Origin of the sequence: Haloarchaeobius iranensis, from assembly GCF_900103505.1 — an archaeon.
Classification (GTDB): Archaea; Halobacteriota; Halobacteria; order Halobacteriales; family Natrialbaceae; genus Haloarchaeobius; species Haloarchaeobius iranensis.
The window spans coordinates 12613-32919 of the sequence record NZ_FNIA01000023.1 but is presented as its reverse complement, the minus strand read 5'-3'; the positions used below and the strand labels follow the sequence as shown (position 1 = coordinate 32919).

Sequence of the window (20307 nt, the reverse complement as noted above, 5' to 3'; positions counted from 1 at the left end):
GCCGGCATCGCCCCGGACCCCACGACGGCGTGCCGGACCGACTGTCAAAACGGAGCTGGCGTGGCATGAGTGACGACGACGAACTGGACTGGTTCGAGCGGGCCGTCCAGGAGCGCCGCGGGCAGCAGCCCAGCGACGACACCGACGACGCGCACGCCGACGAGCCCGACAACGGGGACACCGACGAGCAGGAAGCGGCGACGGCCGAGGATGGCTCGGCCCCGGCGGACACGCCCGACGACCCCACGGCGACAGACGCCTGGGAGGCCCTCGAAACCGCCGAGGTCGCCGACCCCGAACCGGACGACGCGACCGGCAACGACAGCGACGACAGCGACGACGACCCCGAACCGGACGACCCGACCCGCAGCGACGATGGCGACGACGGCACCGACGGCGGTGGGCTGTTCGACGACGACTTCGGCGCGGCGATGGGCGACATCCAGCTGCCCGACAGCGCGGGCGACCCCGATGACGGGATGGGCGGCAGCGGGATGGGCGGCAGCGGGATGGGCGGCGGAATGGACGCGGACATCGGTGAGATGGACGGCAACGTCGGCGACTTCGACCCCGGCGAGTTCGACATGGGGGACGGCGGCGGCCAGTTCGGTATGGGCGGTGGGGGCGGCCTGGGCGGCACCAGCTTCGACGACGACGAGTTCGAGTCGGACATGCCGCGCATCGACCTCGGCATCAAGGGCCTCGACGAGATGATACAGGGCGGCGTGCCCGAGCGCTCGCTGATGGTCACCATCGGCTCGGCCGGGACCGGGAAGACGACCTTCGGGCTGCAGTTCCTGAACGAGGCCCTGGAGAACGGCGAGCGGGCCATCTTCATCACGCTCGAGGAGAGCAGCGAGCGCGTCGTCAACTCCGCGGTCGAGAAGGGGATGCCGTTCGACGAGTACGTCGAGGACGACCGGCTCGCGGTCGTCGACATCGACCCCATCGAGATGGCGAACAGCCTCGCCTCCATCCGGTCTGACCTGCCCCGCCTCATCGAGCAGTTCGGGGCGACCCGGCTCGTGCTCGACTCCGTCTCGCTGCTGGAGATGATGTACGACTCGCGCGCCAAGCGCCGCACCGAGGTGTACGACTTCACCCAGAGCCTGAAGGACTCCGGCATCACGACGATGCTGACGAGCGAGGCCAGCGAGGACTCGCCGTTCGTCTCCCGCCACGGCATCGTCGAGTACCTCACCGACGCCGTGTTCATCCTCCAGTACGTCCGTCCGTCCGATTTCAGGGAGACCCGCCTCGCCGTGGAGATCCAGAAGATCCGCGACGCCAACCACTCCCGCGAGACGAAGCCCTACGAGATAACGGACAATGGCATCTCGGTCCACCGGCAGGCGAACATCTTCTGAGCTACCGCACGACCGTCACGGGCACCGGCGACCGCCGGACGACCGTCTCCGCGACGCTCCCGAGCACGATGCGTGAGACACCCGAGCGTCCGTGGCTGCCGGTGACGATGTGGTCGCAGTCCTGCTCGTTCGCGTAGTCGACGATCGTCTTCGCGGGCCGGCCGACGACCACGTCCGTCTCCACGTCGACGCCCGCCGCGGTCGCCAGTTCGGTCGCCTCCGCGAGTCGGTCCCGGGCCTCCTCGCGGGCGTCCTCGTACCACTCGCTCGCGAACGTCGGCATCGAGAACAGCCGCTTCGTGTTGGCCTCGCCGGGGTCGACGATGGTCAGCACCAGCAGGGTCGCGTCGTCGAACTCGCGCAGGGCGAACTCGAGCGCCCCGGTCGACTGCTCGGAGTCGTCGTAGGCAACGAGGACGCGTTCCAACATGCGGGAGAATACCACGGCACGCGACGTAAAGCTTCCACCGAGCTACCGCCCGTGTTCGGTCACACACGTCGACAGCCCGATACACTCCACCGGCTCGGAGTTGTCCGGCGAGTAGACGACCATCTGGCCCTTCTCCATGTACGGCACCTTGCTCTCCAGGTTCGGCGGGATGTTGACGGACTTGATGGCGTCCTCGTCGCCGAGGTTGAGCACGACCTTCGTGTTCACCTGCTTGAACACCGGGTCGGCGATGTCCTGGGGGTCCTGCGTGATGAGGAACAGCCCCAGCCGCTCCTTTCGGCCCTGCTTGGCGGCGTCGGTGAACTTCGAGATGACCTTCCGGGCCTGCACGTTGTCGGCGTCGGTGAGGAAGTTGTGCGCCTCGTCCATGCCCAGGACGAGCGGCGTCTCCTTGATGCGGTCGTGGGTCGGGTCGTTCGAGAGCTTCTCGTCGACGAGCAGGCTGGCGAGCGCGAGCACGACCGTCGTCGTCGCCCGGCTGTCGTTGACGTGGTACGTCGGGACGACCGAGACGCCGCCGGGGCGGACGAACTCGTGGACGAGGTCGGTGATGGGCCGGGCGGCCCGGTCGAACACGTCGCCGAAGCCGTAGGTCCGTCGCTTGACGGCGTCGAAGGTCGCCTCGTGGACCCGCCCGGATTCGTCGAGCTCCTCCTTCAGCGCGGGGTCGTCGAGGAACCGGCGGAACCCCTCGTACGTCCCCTCGTCGCCGTGCTGGTCGAAGAAGCGCTTGAGGAGGTACTTCAGCGCCGGGTACTGGTTGTCGTTCAGCCCCGCGCTGGCGACGAGCCAGGGGCGCGAGCGCACCATCGAGAAGGGCACGGTGAACTCGACCTGCTCGGCGCGGTGGTGGTCCGCCGCGTAGGTCGCCTGTCCGACCTTCGGGACGAACGCCGTCGTGTCCGGGACACCGCCGTGGGCGATGCCCTCGCGTTCGAGCCGGCGGGCGAACGCCTCGGACATCTCGGAGTTGTCGTCGTGCATCTGGGCGTACTCGTCCTGCGGGTCGAACATCACGAGCGCCGGCGTCACGGAGCGCCCGTCCTCCATGGGGTACGTGCGCTCGTCGGCGACGTACTGCCGGAGGATGTTCTTCGCCCCGTGGGTCTTCCCCGAGCCGGTCCCGCCGGCGACGAGCGTGTGCCGGAAGACGAGCGGGTCGCCCGAGTCGTAGTCGTCCTTCAGCCGGTAGTCGATGGTCGGCGGCTCCGCGTTCGTCGTCACCGTCTCGCCGCCGACGGAGAGATGGCCGATGAAGACGCCGTCCTCGGGCATCTTCAACCCGGTCTTGATCTCGGAGGTGTCGGCGGCCTCGCGGACCACGGTCTCGGGCTTCGGGACGCGGTCGACCATCCGCCGGGTGAGCTCGCCGTCCTGCTCGAACAGCACTGCCATCGGCTCCAGCGTCGCCATGAACTTGTAGTCGGCCTCGTCGATACCGTCGCGGCGCATCGCCCGCCGGGCGTGGATCTCGGTCGCGTCGTCGGCGTGGAACGCCTGCGCGTACTCCAGTCCGGTGATGCGACAGAACAGGCGTTCGCCGTCGGGGTACGGGACGAGCAGGTACGAGCCGATGCGGACGCTCGGCCGGTTACCCGTCGTCACGTACGCCCGGAGCTGGGTGTCCTCCTCGCGCTCGCAGATCTGCAGGCCCTCGGAGACCGCGATGGTACCGATGCCGCGGTCGCTCCCCCGTGGGGAGACGTCGAGCGGTTCGAACTCGTCCTCGCGGGCGGCCGATTCGTCGCCTCCAGCGTCGTCCGCTGCCGCTTCGGAGCCACCGCTCGCGCCGGCCGACGACCCGTCCCCGTCGTCGCCGCCGTCGAAGTCGCCGAAATCGCCGAGGTCGGTCATGTCCGGGGCAAGGTGGTCAGGGGTCAAACCCGTTTCCCATCCAGTGGCGTCGTCTGCAGCGGCCGTTCGCCGGTGGCCTACCTTTTTCCGCCTACGACGCCGAGCGTGACACGAAGATGCGAAAGGCCCTGTTACAGCTCCTCCTGTACGCTGGCTACGTACTCGTCGTGCTCGGCTGGTTCCTCGCCAACGACGCGAACGCAATTACCTTCCTCGTCGGTCTCAATCTGGGTGTCGCACTCACCGGCGCGTTTCTGGCGGCCCGCAAGCTGCACCGTCCCGAGAAGTACCAGTTCGTCTACGAGGCCGAGGAGTCGTGACCGACGGGGAGAACTGTAGCCCGCGCTCTTATCCGGCCCCGGAACATACCGGCGGGTCATGTTGCTCGTACGCGGAAGCGCGGCCGGCACCGACCTGACGGGGACCATCTACGAACGCGGCGAGGACGCCCCGCAGTTCCAGGGTGCGCCCGACGAGGACGCACCCTACGTCTGGGTCTGCGACGAGTTCTACGCGGTCGAGAGCGGCGGCACCGCACAGGAGGTCGGCGGCGAGACGGTCAACGTCGCCTTCGAGTCGCCGATGCCGCGCGGCTTCGAGACGAAGGACCAGGCCGTCGCGGCGGCCGAGGAGCACGTCCGCACGCAGTTCGCCCGCATCGGCGTCGACCCGGCCGACGTCGAGGTGACGACGACGAAGGCCGAGCCCGCCTGACGACGGCCGACCCGGGACCTACCCGCTGTCGCCCCAGCGAAGGTCGTCGTAGTTCCGCGCGCGCCGGGCGTCGAAGCTCTCCTCCAGCGTCTCGCGGAGCGCGCGTTTCTCGTCGCGGCTGATGCGCGCCAGCTCGTCGGCCTTCGAGACGGCCCGCGGCGGGCCGGACTCGGCGGCGACCTCCTGCATCGCGAACAGTCGCAGGTCGTCGCGCAGGTCGGCGTCCTTCGTGAACGCGTGGGGGGCTTCGAGCCGGTAGACGATGTCCTCCCGGGGGTCGTACACCATGCAGAACGTGACCTCGTACTCGCTGGCGTCGAGTCCGCGCGCCACGCCGAGGGCGTCGCCGTCGGTCGAGAGCGGGCGGTCGACGCCACCCCGCGACCGGAACCAGTTCGTGCAGGTGAGCCGGTCCGTGTCGCGCTCGTACTCGCCGGGGTCGCGTCGTTCGAGCACCCGTGAGAAGAACGCCGAGTCGCCGACCCAGGGGGCCTGCCCGCCGGACTTCCGGACGACCTGCGTGACGACCTTCGAGGCGGGGTTCTTGACGAAGCCGACGAGCGGCACGTCGCGCTGGACGAATCTCTCGACGAGTTCGACGTAGTTCGCGACGACCTCTCGTGGCTGCTCCTCCTCGGCGAGCAGCGTCGCCAGCTCCGGGTGGCGGTCGGCCCACTTCAGCAGCCCCTTCGGGTAGAGCGGCCCGTCGAGCACGAGGAGGTCGTCGACGACCTCGGCCTGGGTGAGCGCGTGGCTCGACTCGGCGAGGTAGAGCGCCAGCGCGTGGACGACGCCCTCCTCGAACCGGTTGACGTGCGGGGCGTGGCGGATCTGCGACCGGATGAACCCCTCGTCGCCCATCGACCAGGCGGACTCGTCCACGTCGACGGTCGCGTCGTTCGTGTGGACGGTCATCACGAGGGTGCGCGCCCGGTGCAGGTCGAGGTCCGACGGCGTCGCGGACATGGCGGCCTGGGCGATGTCCAGCACCAGCCCGTTCGTGAACGTGGTCGGGTTGATGGTGCCCGAGTCCAGCCCGTGGACGGTGTCGAACGCCGTCTCCGTCAGCGCCACGTCCTCGACCGGGGCCGAGTGTCTCGCCACCCCGTCGAGCGGTTCGAGCACCGTCCGGCCGTCGTGGACCAGCGGGTCGAGGAACTCGTGCCAGACGGTCTCGGCGAACGCCCGGTGGTCCGACTCGTCGACGTCGTACCGGATGCGGCGGGCCAGCTCCGCGATGCCGTCGAAGTGCACCGGGTCGAGCGTCATACCAGCGGGGTTCGCCCCCAACCGGTAAAAACCGACGGTTAACTCGGTTCCGTGTTCAAATTTATCAACGGCCTTATGTTTCGCGGTGCCGGAGCTAGCCGTGATGGCAAATCAGGGCGCAGACCCCGTCCAGACCGAGGGCGACGCCGACTACGACTGGTGCCGGACCGACGATGGCGTCCGCATCTTCGACCCCGACAACCCCGACGCCTGGGTCGAGATGTCGTTCGAGGCCGGCGTCGACCCCGAACACCGCCTGTTCATGGTCTGTGACGACTGCGGCGCCGTGTTCGCCCAGCGGACCCGCCCCGGGAACGGCTCGCGCTGTGGCGACTGCGGTGCCGAGTTCGTGTCCGAGTAACTCGTTTTCGTTCTGTTTCCCCGTCCTTCGTGACGTGAGTGCGACTGTTACGTGAGTGGGGGTCCGACTGGCGACACGAACAGCCAGAAAGCCCCGAGAACCTCGCCCCTTTCAGTCCGCCCACCACCGCACCGCAACCGCACCGCGCCAGCCCTCCCCCTCGACACCCACGCGCCTGCCGGCGCGGGGTGTCTCGGCCGTGTGGTTGGTGGCGTCGTCGTCGACCCAGCCGGCACGGCGCGCGGCTGGCGAGCGTGCCGGAGGCCGCGAGCCTCTCAGCGCGCGAGGGGCGAGCACCGCAACGCAGTGAGGAGCGCAGTCGGCTGGGGAGGGTCGAGGTGCGGAGCTGTGTGGGGTGGGACCGAAAGGGGTCGACTGCTCGACGTTCGAGGCGAAGCAAGCACCGCAGGCACGAGGAGCGGTCACGAGACGCGGAGCGTCTCGTGAGCATCTCGCAGAAGCGAAGCTTCTGCGGACTCGTCGGAAACCTCCGGTTTCCGAGACACCGGAAATCGGAGATTTCCGGGGACGCAGCGAGTTGTAGCCGTCGAGCGAGCAGGGGCTTTCTGGCTGATGTCGGTTCAAACGATTCCCAGGTCGCCCGAGTTTCAAGTCCGTTACTATCTCACACCACCGCGCCAGCACTCCGAACGACGACAAGACAGCGCACAGCTCCCGGTAAGTGTCGCGGGGCTTATCTCACCACGGTCCAAAACTCCGGTAATGAGCGAGCAGTCGGCCGGCAGGTACAGCGTCATCAGGCGCTCTGTCGCGAAGGGCGTGCGGAGCGAATCGTACCTCCTGCGGGCCTACACCGTCATCGGGGTGCTCGCGTCGGCGTTCATCGCGCTCCTCCTGGTCCTCGCCATCCCGCAGTGGGTGAAGTGGACGCTGGGACAGGGGGAGCTGAACACGTTCTCGCGAGCGATGCTGCCGTGGCTGGGGATGCTCCTGGTCGCCCCGCTCCTCGCGCCGCCGTTCTACGCTGCGCGGCGCGCCGGGCGGGGCACCAGCAGCCGCCGGACGGATTTCCTGCTCGCGCTCTCCGGGTTCGCGTTCCTCGCGTCGCTGTACGTGACCCTGCTGGTATCGGCGCCGGCGGAGTACCGCGACCCCGCGCCGGACGTGCCGCTGCTGGGCGCGTTCGTCGAGTTCTGCTACGCGCTGGACCCGGTCTACGCGTTCGCCCCGCCGGTTGTGGGCGTGGTCGTCATCGTGGCGGTGGAGCGGCTGGCGCGGTGAGCCCGTGACGAAATCCGGAAATGGCTCGACCGACTACCGGTGGGCATGACCGAGAAGACGGGGACGTTCCTCGTGACGGAGGCCGACGCGGAGTCGGCCGTCCTGCAGGACGTGGAGACGGGCCAGATTCACACGCTGTCCGAGCACGACGGCTACGAGCAGTGGGATGTCGTCGGCGCGACCATCGCGGCGGAGCCGCCGATGGAGGTCGTCTGGACGGTCGTCGAGGAGTCCTCCCGCCGGACCGTCGAGCTGGTCGACAGCGACCTCTCGCCCACGCAGCAGGCCATGGAGATAGCCGAATCGCAGTCCGTCGGCGAGGTCGAGCGGGTCGAGCGCGCCGGGACTGGCGAGATACACGTGCTCTCGGTGCCGCCCGAGCAGGTGGACGACGCGGTCGACGACGTGCTCGAGGACCAGGAGACGGTCGCTCGCGCCGCCCGAGTGGGCGCGGTGCGAGTCGAGGTGCGGAGCGACCCCGACGCGGGCGTGCTGAACGTGCGGTACCTGCCTGACTGACGCGCTACTGCCGGATTCGGTCTACTCGCCGGCGGGGCCGGCGGCGCTCTGGACCTCCCAGCCGCCGCCGAGCTCGCAGGACTCGCGGACCGTGTACTCGATCTCCGTGTCCGGTCCCATGGTGGAGCCGCCCTCGACCGCCTCGACGCGCAGGGGGACGTCGTAGGTGCTGCCACAGCAGCCGACGTCGACGAACTCCTTCCACACGTCGCCGACCTCGACCGCGTCGTGGGTCCGGCGCAGCCAGGCGTGGTAGTGGTCGGTGTCGACCTGTCGACGGCTCCAGTCGGAGAGGTTCGTCGGGTACGAGAGGACGACCCGAGTAGCGTGTGTGCTCATACCTGAGCACAGGTGCCAGCGGGTCAAAAGCGTGACCCGGGTCGGTGCGGCGCGCGCCAGTCCGACAGTCGCCGAACGACGGCGGTTACGGGCGGCGTAACGCGGTCTTTTCGACCGGCGGAGCGGCCAAAGATAAGAAGGCTTAGGTGGGCTGATGCCAGAGCCGCCTGCATGAGCAAGTTCGAGGTACCGGAAGTCGACTACACCCGGTACTCGAACCGCCAGCTTGCGGCGGTGCCCCTCGCCGTCCTCGCCGTCGCGCTGGTGGTTCTCGCCGGATGGTACGTCATGTTCGGAACACCGGTGTCGCTGGGGACCGACTTTACCGGCGGGACCGAACTCACGGTACAGACGGATACGCCGAGAGGCGAGATCGACCAGGCGTTCGAGGCCGAAGTGCTGTCGACACAGCAGGTCCGCGACCCGACCTCGAACAACCCGACCTACGTCGTCACCTTCGGGCCGGAGACGAACGGCTCCACGCTCAACCAGCAGGCCAATAACAACCTGGAGCCGGCGTGCTCGAACCCGGAGGACTGCGAGATAGTGCTCTCCAGACAGACCGTGTCGCCGGCGTTCGCGTCCGGTGCCCAGGACACGGCGATTCTCGGTCTCTTCGTCGCCTTCGCCGGCATGAGCCTGCTCGCGTTCGGGCTGTTCCGGACGTTCGTCCCCTCGGCGGCGATCGTCATCTCGGCGTTCTCCGACATCGTCGTCCCCCTCGCCGTCATGAACCTCGTCGGCATCGAGCTCTCGCTGGGGACCGTCGCCGCACTCCTGATGCTCGTCGGCTACTCCGTCGACTCCGACATCCTCCTGAACAACCACATCCTCCGGCGCTCCGGGGGGTTCTACGAGAGCACGAAGCGCGCGATGGACACCGGTGTGACGATGACGGTCACGTCGATGTCCGCGATGGCCGTGATGGCCGTGACCGCGACGCTGTTCGGCATCGAGCTGATGGCCTCCATCGGGCTGGTGCTGGTGCTCGGGCTGGCGACCGACCTGATGAACACGTACATGTTGAACCTGAGTCTGCTTCGCTGGTACGAGCTCGGAGAGGTGACGCCGGAATGAACGCCCGCGAGAACTGGCGGGTGATACTGCTCGCCATCATGCTCGTCTCCAGTGGCATCGTCCTCTTCGTGCCGGGCGTCGTCGGCGGCGGCTCCGACGGCGGCGGCAACCAGATGTCGAACCTCCAGTACGGCATCCAGCTCGACGGCGGGACGCGACTGCGCGCCCCGGTCGTCGGAATGACCGCGGAGGACGTCGACTTCGCGGGCCAGGAGCAGGGCCAGGCCAGACAGGCGATGGCCGACAACCTGAGCGTCCCGACCCGTGACATCTACTTCCAGGTGGACCGGGAGACGGGCGTCGGCACCGTCGAGGTGTTCAACAAGTCCGTCGAGCAGTCCGAGGTCGCGACCGCGTTGAACCAGGTCGGCTTCCGGACCAGCGACGGTGGGCAGTTCAGCGAGGACGACATCCGTGACGGCGTGACGGCCGCCACCCGCCAGCAGATCGTCGATACGCTCGACCAGAAGCTGGCCGAGTCCGGCCTCACCGCCGGGTCGGCACGCGTCGCGACGACGGCACAGGGACAGAACTACATCGTCGTCGAGGCGCCGAACCAGGGCGCCGAGGAGCTGGAGCGGCTGGTCTCCCAGCGCGGCTCGGTCGAGCTTGTCGCGCGGTATCCGGGCGACAACGGCACGATGGCCGAGACGACGCTGGTCACCCGCGAGGGAATCGACAGCATCGGGAGTCCGGAGACGGGCGACAGCAGCCCCTATCAGGTCCCCGTCGTGCTGAACCAGGAGGGTGCCGAGCGGTTCACCCGCGTGCTGAACGAGAACGACTTCACCACGTCGGGTGCCGGCTCGACGGCCTGTGGCGGTGCGGAGAAGAACGACCGTGGCTACTGTCTGCTCACCAAGGTCGACGGCGAGGTCGCGTCCTCGCACTCGCTCGCCCCGAGCTTCGCCGACATCATCCGGGCGAACGAGTTCTCGGACGACCCCCGCTTCGTGATGGGTGCACAGAGCCGTAGCGAGGCCGAGACCATCGCGGTCAGCCTCCGCGCCGGTTCGCTGCGCGCCCCGCTCGACACCGACGGTCGCCAGGTGTACACGCTCGAGCCCGCGCTCGCCGACCGCTTCAAGACGAACTCGCTCATCACGGGTATCGTCGCCGTGCTCGCGGTCAGCGGCGTCGTCTACCTGCGCTACGGCGAGCCGCGCGTCGCGGTGCCGATGGTGTTGACGGCGCTGGCGGAGGTCGTCCTCCTGCTCGCGTTCGTCGCCGTGGTCAGACTGCCGCTCGACCTCTCGCACATCGCCGGGTTCATCGCCGTCATCGGGACGGGGGTGGACGACCTCATCATCATCGCCGACGAGGTGCTGGCGGAGGGCGACGTGAACTCGGCGCGGGTGTTCCAGTCGCGCTTCCGCAAGGCGTTCTGGGTCATCGGCGCGGCGGCGGCGACGACCATCATCGCGATGTCGCCGCTGGCGGTGCTGAGCCTCGGCGACCTGCGCGGGTTCGCCATCGTCACCATCCTCGGCGTGCTCATCGGGGTGCTCGTCACCCGGCCCGCCTACGGTGACATCCTGCGCTCGCTCTCGGTCGACGACTGACCGGCCCGTCTCCTACTCCTCGTCGCTGACCGCCAGCACCGGCATCGACGACTGGCGGACGACCCGTTCGGTGGTGCTGCCGAGCAGCAGGTCGGTGACGCCCGACCGTCCGCGGGTGGCCATGACGATACAGTCGACGCCGAACTCGTCGGCGTAGTCGAGGATCGTCGCCGAGGGGTCGCCCTGGAGCACCTCGGTGACCATCTCGACGCCGTGCTCTCTGGCGCGGTCTTCGACGTCGGCGACGACACGGTCTCCCTCCGATTCGAGCGCGTCGACCACCTCGCCGCCGATGGTCGTGACGCTGTCGCGGTTCGTGTCGGCGACGTACAGCACGTGCAGCGTCGCGCCGTAGGTTCCGGCGAGGTCGACGGCGTACTCGAACGCCGCCACGCTCGGCTCGCTGCCGTCGGTCGGGAAGAGGATGTCGTCGTACATACCGGGCGGTTCGCCGGCCAGGGTGAAAGGGGTTGCTCAGAACTCGTCGAGGCCGCGCTGCTCGGCGGCGGCCAGCGCGTCCGCACACGTCGACCACGACTCGCGGGCGAAGGGCGGAAGCTCACCGGTCCGCTCGACGTAGTCGGCGAGGAACTCGCGGGTGGTGCCGTCGCTCGGGTATCCCGACCCCACGGGGCCGTACTCGTCTGCGAGCGCGGCCATCTGGGCGTCGCGGGCGACCTTCGCCACGATGCTCGCCGCCGCGACGACGGCGTCGGATTCGTCCGCTCGGTGCGCCGGGATGACCGTCACCTCGCCATCGGCCGCGTCCCCGACCCGCCGTCCGAACCGCGCGGCGTCCGTGTCGCCCGCGTCGACGACGCCTCGCGCCCCGTCGACTCCCGCGTCGTCCAGCGCCTCGGCCTGTGCCGCGACCGTCAGCGAGTTCATGTCCGTCTCGGGGTCGTCGATTCTTGCAGGGGGTATCTCGGCGACACCGACCCGGACGCGGCCGTCGTCGTGGATGGTGCTCGCGAGGGTCTCGCGGCACGCCGGACTGAGTCGCTTCGAGTCGTCCACGCCGTCGGGGAGCACGCTCGCTCGCGGGACGACCACGGCGGCCGCCCACATCGAGCCGAACACCGGTCCCTTGCCGGCCTCGTCGACACCGAATCGCATCTGGACTGGCGTTCCGTGCGGGGCGTCTTGGTCGTTTCCGTTGGTGGTCGTGGCTGTTGGCCGTCGCTCCCGGGAGTCGCGGCTCGAAAGAAGGACAGATGTACTCAGTCGTCGGCAGCGGTGGGCATCTCCGCGAACTCGTCGTCTGCGGACTCGTCGGTGCTGTCGTCCTCGATTGCGGTGTGTTCTATCTCGATATCATGGTGGCACATTGGGTTACCCCTCGTCCAATGCCAACGTGGCACACGACAAAAACAGTTCCCCCGCTACCGCAGGTAGTCGGGGTCGTCGAACGGCTCGTCCTCGCCCTCGACCGCCAGCACGTCGAGCGCGGTGACCGTCGCCTCGACGCCGAGCAGGCCGGCCAGCGACGGTTCGGTCCGGCCCTCGTCGCCGCTGATGAGCTCCTTGATGTAGAGGCCGCCCTCGCCGTGGACGTCGACGGTGGCGTGGCGGTCGTCCGTCCGGTCGGCCGATATCTCGTAGACGGTACGCTCGCGGTCGAGCTTGGCCCGTCGGTGGTCCACCCGATGCGGGGTGTGCTGGCGGACGGTCGTCCCCGAGAGCGTGGCGACGGCGTCGTCGAGCGCGTCGCCGTCGACGGCGTCGTCGAACTCGACCTCGGCGCGGTAGGTCTTCGAGGCGTCGAGCTCCTTCACGCGCTCGACCATCTCGTGGGTTGCCAGCCGGAGCCCCTCGACCTCGACCGCGCCAGCGGCGTCCGCGTTGATGCGTCCCTGGAGCGCCTCGACGTCGGGGTCCCGGCTCCGGGGCCGTTTCACCTCGGCGACGAACGGCCGCCCGGTGCCGAGCATGAGCGCGTCGACGTCCTCGCGGCCCGCGCCGTGGAACAGCGCCTCGTCGCCGTCCATGGCGTCGCGGACGTGCGGCGTGACGTGCTCCTCGACGCTCATGTCGTAGAGGTAGCCGGAGCCGCCGCAGTGGTCACAGGGCTCCTCGCCGTCGTCGCCGAGCTGGACGCCGGAGCCGCCGCACTCGCGACAGGGCCACTCCGTCTGGGGGATGTCGCGCTCGAGCTTCCGGTAGCGGCCGTAGACGAACGCGGGATTGACCTGCACCTCGACCGCGTGGCTGGAGGGCTCCTCGGCGGCCGCGTCGAGGTTCACCAGCGCGAGCACGTCGGGGCGCTCGAAGTCGACCTCGGTGTCGGTAAGGCGGCCGACGCGCTTGCCGACCTCGCGGTTGAACTCGCTCTTGAACAGCTCGCCGGCGTCGGGCTCGAGGCCGGCGTCCTCGCGCAGGAGCCGGTCGTTCTCCTCGACCAGCGGCGGGGCGCGGGTGCCGACCTGGTACGTCTCGAACTCGATGTCCGCGAGCCCGTCGGCGACGAGTTCGGCGTACTCGTCGAAGCGACCACAGAGCCCCTCGCACACCCAGCACTCGTCCGGCTCGACGCGCTCGTAGGGCTCGTCCTCGGCCAGCGCGAGCGAGACCCGCAGTCCCTTGCCCCGTTCGTCGTTCGTCAGCCCGAAGCTGCGGTCCGCGAACGGTCGCCCGAGACAGGCGTCACAGACCGGGCCGGTCGCCAGGATGGCCCTGACCGCGTCGTCGAAGTCGTCCATGCCCCACGAAAGCGGCGCGGTGCGTTAGTGCCTTGCTATCTCTCGCGTTCCGGACATCGTCGGCGGTGGCGCGACGGCCGTGCTCGGCACCGCCCAGCGGGGTTGAGAGCCCTCGACGACGCCCGTCTCCGGCTGCGACGCCCCGGCAGGAAGACGATGCCCTTTTAACCTGCGCGAGGGAACCAAGATGCAATGACGACGATGTACGACGTTCCGGCCGACGACCTCATCGAGGCCGTCGCCGCCGAACTCGAGGATCGACTCGACGAGCCCGAGTGGCTCGAATTCAGCAAGACAGGCGTCAACCGCGAGCTCCCGCCGGAGCAGGAGGACTTCTGGGCCGTCCGCTCGGCCTCGCTCCTCCGCAAGGTCGCCGACACCGGCCCCGTCGGCGTCGACCGCCTCTCCACCGAGTACGGTGGATCGAAGAACGGTTCGAACCGCTACCGCGTCGCCACCGCCCACCGCACCAACGGCTCGAAGAAGGTCATCCGCGTCGCCCTCCAGCAGCTCGAGGAGGAGGACCTCGTCGAGACCGCCGACGGTGAGGGTCGCCGCATCACCGCCGAGGGGCGCAGCCTCCTCGACAACATCGCCGCCGACGTGATGGAAGAGCTCGACCGGCCGGAGCTCGAGCGCTACGCGTAACGACTGCGAACAGTCGAAACGATTTTCCTCCGCAATCGACAAACGGGTAGTATGAGCGGCAGTCCCGACGACGACGAACTCGAGAAGCTTCGAGAGAAGAAGATGGAGCAGCTGCGCGAACAGCAGGGCGGCGGTGCCGACGCCGAAGCCCAGGACGCCAGACGGGAGCAGGCCGAGGCACAGAAGCAGGCCCTCCTCCGGCAGTACCTCACCGACGGCGCCCGCAAGCGACTCAACTCCGTCCGGATGTCCAAACCCGACTTCGCCGAGCAGGTCGAACAGCAGGTCGTCGCCCTCGCACGGTCGGGCCGTATCCAGGGTCAGATCGACGAGGAGAAGATGAAGGACCTGCTCCGCGAACTCAAGCCGGACTCCCAGAGCTTCGATATCCGTCGGCGCTGATGCAACTGGGGCTGCTCTACAGCGGTGGCAAGGACTCCACGCTCGCCGCGCTGCTCTGTGACGAGTTCTACGACGTCACCCTCGTGACCGGCCACTTCGGCGTGACCGACGACTGGAAACACGCCCGCGACGCCGCCGAGGCGGTTGGCTTTCCCTTCGAGCGGCTCGAGCTCGACCGCGCGGCCGCGGAAGACGCCGTCACCCGGATGCGCGCCGACGGCTTCCCCCGCAACGGCATCCAGCAGGTCCACGAGCACGCGCTCGAGCGCCTCGCAGCCCAGGGCTTCGACGCCATCGCCGACGGCACCCGCCGTGACGACCGCGTCCCGACCATCTCCCGCGCGCAGGCCCAGAGCCTGGAGGACCGCCACGACGTGGACTACGTCGCGCCACTCTCGGGCTTCGGCCGCACCGCCGTCGACAGGATCGTCGAGTCCAAGCTCGCCGTGACGGTGGGGCCGAGCGAAGAGATCCGCCGCGCCGACTACGAGGCCGAACTGCGGCCGTTGCTCGCCGACGTCGCCGGGCCGGACGCCGTCGGCGAGGTGTTCCCCGACCACGACCAGACGTACGTCACCGGGACGGACTGAACCAGTTCGTGGTGCGGCGACGCCCGTCGGCCGGTGCGAACGCGGTCCGTGGCGTCCTGTCAGAGTTCAGCATTCCTGTAGATAATTTTGTGACTGCAAAGGCTTCGTTTCCGAATTAGGTACCCTTAACTGGCAAAAGCAACAATTTCTCATCGATGAGTAAGACAAACCAGGACTGGTGGCCGACCCTGCTCGACGTGGACATCCTCGACGACAACGCCCGTGAGCTCGGGCCCGCCGAGGAGTTCGACTACGCGGAGGCGTTCGAATCGCTGGACTTCGACGAGGTGAAAGCCGACATCGAGGCCGTACTGACGGACTCCAAGGACTGGTGGCCCGCCGACTACGGACACTACGGGCCGCTGATGATCCGGATGGCCTGGCACAGCGCCGGCACGTACCGAACCGTCGACGGCCGCGGCGGCGCGGCCGGCGGCCGACAGCGGTTCCCACCGCTGGACAGTTGGCCGGACAACGCGAACCTCGACAAGGCCCGCAGGCTGCTCTGGCCGGTGAAGCAGAAGTACGGCCGGAAGCTCTCGTGGGCTGACCTGCTCGTGCTGGCGGGCAACGTCTCCCTGGAGTCGATGGGCTTCGAGACGTTCGGCTTCGGCGGCGGCCGCGAGGACGCCTGGAAGGCGGACGAGGCCATCGACTGGGGGCCCGAGGAGGAGATGGAGACCTGGGACCGCTTCGACGAGGACGACTTCCTGCAGGAGCCACTCGGTGCCTCGGTCATGGGCCTCATCTACGTCAACCCCGAGGGCCCCGAGGGTGAGCCCGACCCCGAGTGGTCCGCCGACCGCATCCGCCAGACGTTCAGCCGGATGGCGATGAACGACGAGGAGACCGCCGCCCTCATCGCCGGCGGCCACACCTTCGGGAAGGTCCACGGGGCCGACGACCCCGAGGACGAGCACGGCTCGCCGCCCGCCGACGCGCCCATCGAGCAGCAGGGGCTCGGCTGGCAGGTCGAGGGTGCCGACGGCCCCGTCAAGGGGAGCGAGATGATCACCAGCGGTATCGAGGGTCCCTGGACGCAGAACCCAATCTCCTGGGACATGGGCTACCTCGACAACCTGCTGAACTACGAGTGGGAGCCCCACAAGGGCCCCGGCGGTGCCTGGCAGTGGAAGCCGGTCGACGAGGAGCTCGAGGACACCGTCCCGGCCGCCCACGACCCGTCCGAGACGGACACGCCGATGATGCTGACGACGGACGTCGCCCTCAAGCGGGACCCGGACTACCTGGAGATAATCGAGCGGTTCCACGAGAACCCCCAGGAGTTCCAGGAGGCCTTCGCGAAGGCCTGGTACAAGCTCATCCACCGCGACATGGGCCCGCCGCAGCGACTGCTCGGCCCGGAGGTGCCGGACGAGGAGATGCTCTGGCAGGACCCCCTCCCCGAGGCCGACCACGAGCCGATCGGCGACGAGGAGGCCGCCCAGCTCAAGACGGAGCTACTCGACTCCGACCTCTCCGTCTCGCAGCTGGTCAAGACCGCGTGGGCGTCGGCGTCGACGTACCGCGACAGCGACAAGCGCGGCGGCGCGAACGGCGCGCGCATCCGCCTCGAACCCCAGAGGAGCTGGGCGGTCAACGAGCCCGAGGCGCTCGAGACCGTGCTGGAGACCCTCGAGGGGATACAGGCCGAGTTCAACGACTCGCGCTCGGACGGTACGCGTGTCTCCCTGGCCGACCTCATCGTGCTCGGCGGCAACGCGGCGGTCGAGCAGGCCGCGGCCGACGCCGGCTACGACGTCGAGGTCCCGTTCGACCCCGGCCGGACGGACGCCCGGCCCGAGCAGACCGACGTCGAGTCGTTCCAGGCGCTCAAGCCGAAGGCCGACGGGTTCCGCAACTACTACGGCGACGAGGCCGAGCGCGACCCGGAGGACATCCTGGTCGACAGGGCGGACCTGCTGAACCTGACGGCGCCCGAGATGACGGTGCTCGTCGGCGGCCTGCGCACGCTCGGGGCGACCTACCAGGACACCGACCACGGCGTGTTCACCGACCAGACGGAGACGCTGACCAACGACTTCTTCGCCACCCTGCTGGGCGAGGACGTCGACTGGGAGCCCGTCTCCGATGAACGGCTGGCGTTCGAGGGCTACGACCGCGAGACCGGCGAGCTGGAGTGGACGGCGAGCCGCGTCGACCTCGTCTTCGGCTCGAACGCCCGGCTCCGCGCGCTCTCGGAGTTCTACGGTGCCGACGACGGCGAGGAGCAGTTCGTCGAGGACTTCGTCGACGCGTGGAGCAAGGTCATGCGGCTCGACCGCTTCGACCTCGAGTGATCGGTCGGTAGCTCTCAGACCCGGTTCCTTCTTCTCGACCGACGACAGCCGCGAGCGTGCTCAGCTCAGCAGCGTCGTCGTCATCGACGCCACGTCGGGCGCGGGCGCGTCGGCGAACTCGGGCCGGGCGAGCTCGAAGCAGTCGGCCTTCAGCACGCCGGCGGCGGCGAGTTCGTCGCGGCGGTTCGCGACCGTCGCGGGGCTGGCGATGCCGTTGGTCGCCGCCCAGTACTCGACGGTGGCGACGTCCATGTCGGCGCGGGCGGCGGCGACGAGCGCGACCGTGACCACGTCGGGGCCGGGGCCGTCGCCGCGGACGGTCGTCATCGCGTCGTAGAGGGATTCGAACTCCGCGGCGGTCGGCTCGCCGAGGCACGCCACGAGCGAGTCGGTCAGGTCGGCCAGCGTCTCCGGGTCGTCGACGGCGGTGCGTCCGGGGACCGGCAGCCCGAGGCGGACGTAGGCGGCGCGGGCGATGAGCACCGCGGCGACGCCGTAGGTGCCGGCGAAGAGGGCCTTCAGGGAGGGGGCGAGCGCGGTCTCGACGACGAGGTAGCCGGTCAGCACCGCGGCCAGCACGAGCGCGAGGAGTTCGAGCGCGACGATGGCGAGGTTGGCGGCGGTGTCACGGTCGAGCGGCCCGCCCGGGGTCCGGAACCGAGCGTCGGTGACCAGCTGGTCGTGGCCGCCCGTCGCGGTGAGTCGGCCGCGCCAGAGCTGGACGAGGCCGACGGCGAGCAGGCCACACAGTCCCGCAGCGACGACCGGCACCCACATCACGGCTATCCGGTCGCGCTACTGGGACTATACGCTTGTGGCCGTGGCCACCGGTGATGCCCGGCCGTCCCGTCGCCGGGTCAGTCGTCGTCGTAGTCGAACGAGCGGTCGGTGTCGCGGAGGATGAACGGGCCGATGGAGAGGGTGCGCTTCGCGACGGTCGCGACGCGCAGCACGTAGGCGAGCAGGATGGCGAAGGGCGCGACGGAGAGGGTGCTGGCGAGGGCGTAGACGAGCAGGACGTGGGCGACGCCGAAGGTCGACCCGGCGAACGCGGGCGAGGTGGGGTCGAAGAAGGAGAGCATCGCGATGGCGACGAGCAGGGCTGGCACCGCGGTGTAGCTGATGGCCCGCGAGAGGTCGACGAGCTCCCACTGGAAGTACAGCGTCTTGACGTGCTCCCGGGCGGGGCCGAACAGCGAGAGGAGGTCGACGAGCTCGTCGAGTGTCGCCGCCGCGTCGTCCGACAGCTCCTCACCGTGCTCCGCACGGAGGCGCTTCGCCGCGTAGAGCTTCCAGGAGTAGTTGAAGTCGAGCGCGGCAGCGACGACGTCGAAGTCACCGAACTCGGTGCCCGACAGCTCGTCGCTCACGGCGGCGTTCGTCTGCACCGCGTCCGTCAGTGACTCGATGTGACCAACCGCCTCGCCGTCCGCCGCTGCGCTCTCGGCGAGGTCGGCCGCACGCTCGTCGGCGGCGTCGAGCATCGCCTTCAGGAACGCGGCGGGGTCCGCCGGTGCGACGGGGACGCCGACCACGTCGGCGACGTCCTCCCGGAACGTCGTCGCGCCCGCCATGCGCTCGCGCTGGTCGCCCGCCGGGCCCAGCTCCTGTGAGAGCACGAGCTGGTTGAGCGTCAGCACGAGCGTGACGCCGGTGACGATGGCGGTGACGTGCGCCTGGAACAGCGTCTCGACGGGGTCACCCGCGGTGAGGCGTGCCACCCCGTCGACGGCGAGGCCGGCGGCGAGCGTGCCCAGGAACACGAACGTCAGGATGCCCGCCGCGACGAGCCACCGGTTCGCGTCGAGCAGGAGTCGCAGCTTCCAGCTCGACTCCTGGGCGCGGCTGCGCATGGTGTCGTCGCTCGCGCCGTCGGCTTCGTCCATACCGCGAGCGACGGTGAAGACGGTGAAAAACGTGTGGCCGAACCCCGTAGGCTGCCCTGTCCCGGGCTGGCAGGGCTGTGGGTCCGGGAACGCGGCCGCAGAATGGGAACTGTCGGTGGGCCGTTACGCGTCCGAGTTCTTCCCCTCTTCCTCCTCGAGCTCCTCCAGGTCGGCCTCGACGGCCTCGTCGCCGGAGCCGCCGGCCTCGGCGGCGTCCATCTCGGCCTCGAGCTCCTCTAAGTCCGCGGACACCTCCTCGTTACTGCTCGTCTCCTCGGCGGACTCGGCCTCGGCGGAGCCGCCGCCCTTGCCCATGTCGGTCTTGAGGGTGTCGAGTTCGGCTTCGACGCCGCTGGACGCGCCGAGCTCCTCGAGCTCTCGGTCGATGGAGTCCTTGTCCGAGAGCACGTCGTCGAACGCGCCATCGTCGTAGAGCTCGTCCATGGCGGCCGCGCGGGCCTCCATGTCCTGCGTGCGCTCCTCGGCGCGCTCGATGGCCATCCCGACGTCGTCCATCTCGTCGCCGACGCCGGTCATGGCCTCGGAGACGCGGTTGCTCGCCTCGGCGGCCTCGTAGCGTGCCTTCATCGACTCCTTCTTCGTGCGGAACTCCTCGATGCGCTGCTGGAGGGTCTCCTTCTTGTCGACCAGCTGGTCCTGGGTGCCCTGGAGGCGCTCGATCTGTGCGTCGAGCTCCTCCATCTGGCGCATCTTCGTCTTCTTCTTCTCGAGCGCACGGCGCGCGAGGTCCTCGCGGTCCTGCCGGACGGCCTCGCGGGCCTGCCGGTTGTGCTTCTCGACGTCCTCCTCGAGCCGGCGCTTCTGCATCTCCAGACGCTTCTTCTGTGTCGTCAGGTCGGCGATGCCGCGCTTGACCTTCTGGAGCTGGTCGCGCATCTGCTCGTAGGAGTAATCGAGCGTCTCCGTCGGGTCCTCGGCCCGGTTCAACAACGAGTTGATCTTCGACTTGAGGACGTACGACGTCCGCGATAGTATTCCCATGTTGCATTATTTCACTCCGTGAACT

The 20307-nt window shown here is 69.0% G+C and carries 22 protein-coding genes; 12 read left to right on the top strand and 10 right to left on the bottom strand.

Annotation, left to right across the window (positions count from 1 at the left end):
• Nucleotides 1–65: 65 nt before the first annotated feature.
• Nucleotides 66–1367, top strand: a complete 1302-nt coding sequence (locus tag BLT27_RS15785; RefSeq protein WP_089735625.1) for a KaiC domain-containing protein — start codon at nucleotides 66–68, stop codon at nucleotides 1365–1367.
• 1 nt (nucleotide 1368) lies between these two features.
• Here the strand turns inward: BLT27_RS15785 and BLT27_RS15780 are convergent, their stop codons facing one another.
• Both BLT27_RS15780 and BLT27_RS15775 read right to left on the bottom strand, forming a co-directional pair.
• Nucleotides 1369–1797, bottom strand: a complete 429-nt coding sequence (locus BLT27_RS15780; RefSeq protein WP_089735623.1) for a universal stress protein — start codon at nucleotides 1795–1797, stop codon at nucleotides 1369–1371.
• Between the two features lie 42 nt (nucleotides 1798–1839).
• Nucleotides 1840–3672, bottom strand: coding sequence for an ATP-binding protein (locus BLT27_RS15775; RefSeq protein WP_089735620.1), 1833 nt, complete (start codon nucleotides 3670–3672; stop codon nucleotides 1840–1842).
• 116 nt (nucleotides 3673–3788) lie between these two features.
• Between BLT27_RS15775 and BLT27_RS15770 the strand changes: the two genes are divergently transcribed.
• Nucleotides 3789–3992, top strand: coding sequence for a hypothetical protein (locus BLT27_RS15770; protein WP_089735618.1), 204 nt, complete (start codon nucleotides 3789–3791; stop codon nucleotides 3990–3992).
• A gap of 58 nt (nucleotides 3993–4050) precedes the next feature.
• Nucleotides 4051–4386, top strand: coding sequence for a DUF7113 family protein (locus tag BLT27_RS15765; RefSeq protein WP_089735617.1), 336 nt, complete (start codon nucleotides 4051–4053; stop codon nucleotides 4384–4386).
• 18 nt (nucleotides 4387–4404) lie between these two features.
• On the opposite strand, the gene BLT27_RS15760 is transcribed toward BLT27_RS15765, so the two are convergent.
• Complete coding sequence (locus BLT27_RS15760; RefSeq protein ID WP_089735615.1) at nucleotides 4405–5655, bottom strand: DNA double-strand break repair nuclease NurA; 1251 nt, start codon at nucleotides 5653–5655, stop codon at nucleotides 4405–4407.
• A 103-nt stretch (nucleotides 5656–5758) separates the two neighbouring features.
• On the opposite strand from BLT27_RS15760, the gene BLT27_RS15755 reads away from it, so the two are divergent.
• The 3 genes from BLT27_RS15755 (at nucleotide 5759) to BLT27_RS15745 (ending at nucleotide 7777) form a co-directional block, all read left to right on the top strand.
• Nucleotides 5759–6016 (top strand): hypothetical protein, encoded by a 258-nt coding sequence (locus tag BLT27_RS15755; protein WP_175526487.1) that lies wholly within the window; start codon nucleotides 5759–5761, stop codon nucleotides 6014–6016.
• Between the two features lie 723 nt (nucleotides 6017–6739).
• Nucleotides 6740–7258: a DUF8056 family protein gene (locus BLT27_RS15750; RefSeq protein ID WP_089735611.1), complete on the top strand. Its 519-nt coding sequence runs from the start codon at nucleotides 6740–6742 to the stop codon at nucleotides 7256–7258.
• 45 nt (nucleotides 7259–7303) lie between these two features.
• Nucleotides 7304–7777, top strand: coding sequence for a DUF5812 family protein (locus tag BLT27_RS15745; protein WP_089735610.1), 474 nt, complete (start codon nucleotides 7304–7306; stop codon nucleotides 7775–7777).
• Nucleotides 7778–7798: 21 nt separating this feature from the next.
• Here the strand turns inward: BLT27_RS15745 and BLT27_RS15740 are convergent, their stop codons facing one another.
• Nucleotides 7799–8116: a DUF7968 family protein gene (locus BLT27_RS15740; RefSeq protein WP_089735608.1), complete on the bottom strand. Its 318-nt coding sequence runs from the start codon at nucleotides 8114–8116 to the stop codon at nucleotides 7799–7801.
• A gap of 171 nt (nucleotides 8117–8287) precedes the next feature.
• Between BLT27_RS15740 and secF the strand changes: the two genes are divergently transcribed.
• Complete coding sequence (secF, locus tag BLT27_RS15735; protein WP_089735606.1) at nucleotides 8288–9193, top strand: protein translocase subunit SecF; 906 nt, start codon at nucleotides 8288–8290, stop codon at nucleotides 9191–9193.
• Nucleotides 9190–10755: a preprotein translocase subunit SecD gene (locus BLT27_RS15730; RefSeq protein ID WP_089735604.1), complete on the top strand. Its 1566-nt coding sequence runs from the start codon at nucleotides 9190–9192 to the stop codon at nucleotides 10753–10755. Before secF ends, BLT27_RS15730 begins: the two co-directional genes overlap by 4 nt.
• Before the next feature lie 12 nt (nucleotides 10756–10767).
• Here the strand turns inward: BLT27_RS15730 and BLT27_RS15725 are convergent, their stop codons facing one another.
• From BLT27_RS15725 to BLT27_RS15715, 3 genes are all read right to left on the bottom strand, one after another.
• Nucleotides 10768–11193, bottom strand: a complete 426-nt coding sequence (locus BLT27_RS15725) for a universal stress protein (RefSeq protein ID WP_089735602.1) — start codon at nucleotides 11191–11193, stop codon at nucleotides 10768–10770.
• A 36-nt stretch (nucleotides 11194–11229) separates the two neighbouring features.
• The gene (gene rnhB, locus BLT27_RS15720) at nucleotides 11230–11871 is read right to left on the bottom strand and encodes a ribonuclease HII (protein ID WP_089735600.1); all 642 of its coding nucleotides are present in this window, start codon (nucleotides 11869–11871) and stop codon (nucleotides 11230–11232) included.
• A gap of 266 nt (nucleotides 11872–12137) precedes the next feature.
• Nucleotides 12138–13454 (bottom strand): tRNA pseudouridine(54/55) synthase Pus10, encoded by a 1317-nt coding sequence (locus BLT27_RS15715; RefSeq protein ID WP_089735598.1) that lies wholly within the window; start codon nucleotides 13452–13454, stop codon nucleotides 12138–12140.
• Nucleotides 13455–13646: 192 nt separating this feature from the next.
• Here BLT27_RS15715 and BLT27_RS15710 point away from each other — a divergent pair, with 192 nt between their 5' ends.
• From BLT27_RS15710 to katG, 4 genes are all read left to right on the top strand, one after another.
• Nucleotides 13647–14102, top strand: a complete 456-nt coding sequence (locus BLT27_RS15710) for a 30S ribosomal protein S19e (RefSeq protein WP_089735596.1) — start codon at nucleotides 13647–13649, stop codon at nucleotides 14100–14102.
• 51 nt (nucleotides 14103–14153) lie between these two features.
• Nucleotides 14154–14504 (top strand): DNA-binding protein, encoded by a 351-nt coding sequence (locus BLT27_RS15705; protein WP_089735594.1) that lies wholly within the window; start codon nucleotides 14154–14156, stop codon nucleotides 14502–14504.
• Nucleotides 14504–15094, top strand: a complete 591-nt coding sequence (locus BLT27_RS15700) for a DUF7411 family protein (protein ID WP_089735592.1) — start codon at nucleotides 14504–14506, stop codon at nucleotides 15092–15094. The genes BLT27_RS15705 and BLT27_RS15700 overlap by 1 nt, the downstream gene beginning before the upstream one ends.
• A gap of 155 nt (nucleotides 15095–15249) precedes the next feature.
• Nucleotides 15250–17394, top strand: a complete 2145-nt coding sequence (gene katG / locus BLT27_RS15695) for a catalase/peroxidase HPI (protein ID WP_089735590.1) — start codon at nucleotides 15250–15252, stop codon at nucleotides 17392–17394.
• A gap of 60 nt (nucleotides 17395–17454) precedes the next feature.
• Here katG and BLT27_RS15690 read toward each other — a convergent pair whose 3' ends face one another.
• The 3 genes from BLT27_RS15690 to BLT27_RS15680 all read right to left on the bottom strand — a co-directional run bounded on the left by BLT27_RS15690 (nucleotide 17455) and on the right by BLT27_RS15680 (nucleotide 20282).
• On the bottom strand, nucleotides 17455–18171 hold the full coding sequence (locus BLT27_RS15690) for a transcriptional regulator TbsP domain-containing protein (RefSeq protein WP_089735588.1): 717 nt from the start codon (nucleotides 18169–18171) through the stop codon (nucleotides 17455–17457).
• An 80-nt stretch (nucleotides 18172–18251) separates the two neighbouring features.
• On the bottom strand, nucleotides 18252–19280 hold the full coding sequence (locus BLT27_RS15685) for a DUF7972 family membrane protein (protein WP_089735586.1): 1029 nt from the start codon (nucleotides 19278–19280) through the stop codon (nucleotides 18252–18254).
• A gap of 123 nt (nucleotides 19281–19403) precedes the next feature.
• Nucleotides 19404–20282 (bottom strand): PspA/IM30 family protein, encoded by an 879-nt coding sequence (locus BLT27_RS15680; protein WP_089735584.1) that lies wholly within the window; start codon nucleotides 20280–20282, stop codon nucleotides 19404–19406.
• Nucleotides 20283–20307 lie beyond the last annotated feature (25 nt).

Bases quoted from the DNA above. Each gene is read 5' to 3' on its own strand.
- BLT27_RS15785 (WP_089735625.1), top strand. From the start codon at position 66: ATGAGTGACGACGACGAACTGGACTGGTTCGAGCGGGCCGTCCAGGAG.
- BLT27_RS15780 (WP_089735623.1), bottom strand. From the start codon at position 1,797: ATGTTGGAACGCGTCCTCGTTGCCTACGACGACTCCGAGCAGTCGACC.
- BLT27_RS15775 (WP_089735620.1), bottom strand. From the start codon at position 3,672: ATGACCGACCTCGGCGATTTCGGCGACTTCGACGGCGGCGACGACGGG.
- BLT27_RS15770 (WP_089735618.1), top strand. From the start codon at position 3,789: ATGCGAAAGGCCCTGTTACAGCTCCTCCTGTACGCTGGCTACGTACTC.
- BLT27_RS15765 (WP_089735617.1), top strand. From the start codon at position 4,051: ATGTTGCTCGTACGCGGAAGCGCGGCCGGCACCGACCTGACGGGGACC.
- BLT27_RS15760 (WP_089735615.1), bottom strand. From the start codon at position 5,655: ATGACGCTCGACCCGGTGCACTTCGACGGCATCGCGGAGCTGGCCCGC.
- BLT27_RS15755 (WP_175526487.1), top strand. From the start codon at position 5,759: ATGGCAAATCAGGGCGCAGACCCCGTCCAGACCGAGGGCGACGCCGAC.
- BLT27_RS15750 (WP_089735611.1), top strand. From the start codon at position 6,740: ATGAGCGAGCAGTCGGCCGGCAGGTACAGCGTCATCAGGCGCTCTGTC.
- BLT27_RS15745 (WP_089735610.1), top strand. From the start codon at position 7,304: ATGACCGAGAAGACGGGGACGTTCCTCGTGACGGAGGCCGACGCGGAG.
- BLT27_RS15740 (WP_089735608.1), bottom strand. From the start codon at position 8,116: ATGAGCACACACGCTACTCGGGTCGTCCTCTCGTACCCGACGAACCTC.
- secF (WP_089735606.1), top strand. From the start codon at position 8,288: ATGAGCAAGTTCGAGGTACCGGAAGTCGACTACACCCGGTACTCGAAC.
- BLT27_RS15730 (WP_089735604.1), top strand. From the start codon at position 9,190: ATGAACGCCCGCGAGAACTGGCGGGTGATACTGCTCGCCATCATGCTC.
- BLT27_RS15725 (WP_089735602.1), bottom strand. From the start codon at position 11,193: ATGTACGACGACATCCTCTTCCCGACCGACGGCAGCGAGCCGAGCGTG.
- rnhB (WP_089735600.1), bottom strand. From the start codon at position 11,871: ATGCGATTCGGTGTCGACGAGGCCGGCAAGGGACCGGTGTTCGGCTCG.
- BLT27_RS15715 (WP_089735598.1), bottom strand. From the start codon at position 13,454: ATGGACGACTTCGACGACGCGGTCAGGGCCATCCTGGCGACCGGCCCG.
- BLT27_RS15710 (WP_089735596.1), top strand. From the start codon at position 13,647: ATGACGACGATGTACGACGTTCCGGCCGACGACCTCATCGAGGCCGTC.
- BLT27_RS15705 (WP_089735594.1), top strand. From the start codon at position 14,154: ATGAGCGGCAGTCCCGACGACGACGAACTCGAGAAGCTTCGAGAGAAG.
- BLT27_RS15700 (WP_089735592.1), top strand. From the start codon at position 14,504: ATGCAACTGGGGCTGCTCTACAGCGGTGGCAAGGACTCCACGCTCGCC.
- katG (WP_089735590.1), top strand. From the start codon at position 15,250: ATGAGTAAGACAAACCAGGACTGGTGGCCGACCCTGCTCGACGTGGAC.
- BLT27_RS15690 (WP_089735588.1), bottom strand. From the start codon at position 18,171: ATGTGGGTGCCGGTCGTCGCTGCGGGACTGTGTGGCCTGCTCGCCGTC.
- BLT27_RS15685 (WP_089735586.1), bottom strand. From the start codon at position 19,280: ATGGACGAAGCCGACGGCGCGAGCGACGACACCATGCGCAGCCGCGCC.
- BLT27_RS15680 (WP_089735584.1), bottom strand. From the start codon at position 20,282: ATGGGAATACTATCGCGGACGTCGTACGTCCTCAAGTCGAAGATCAAC.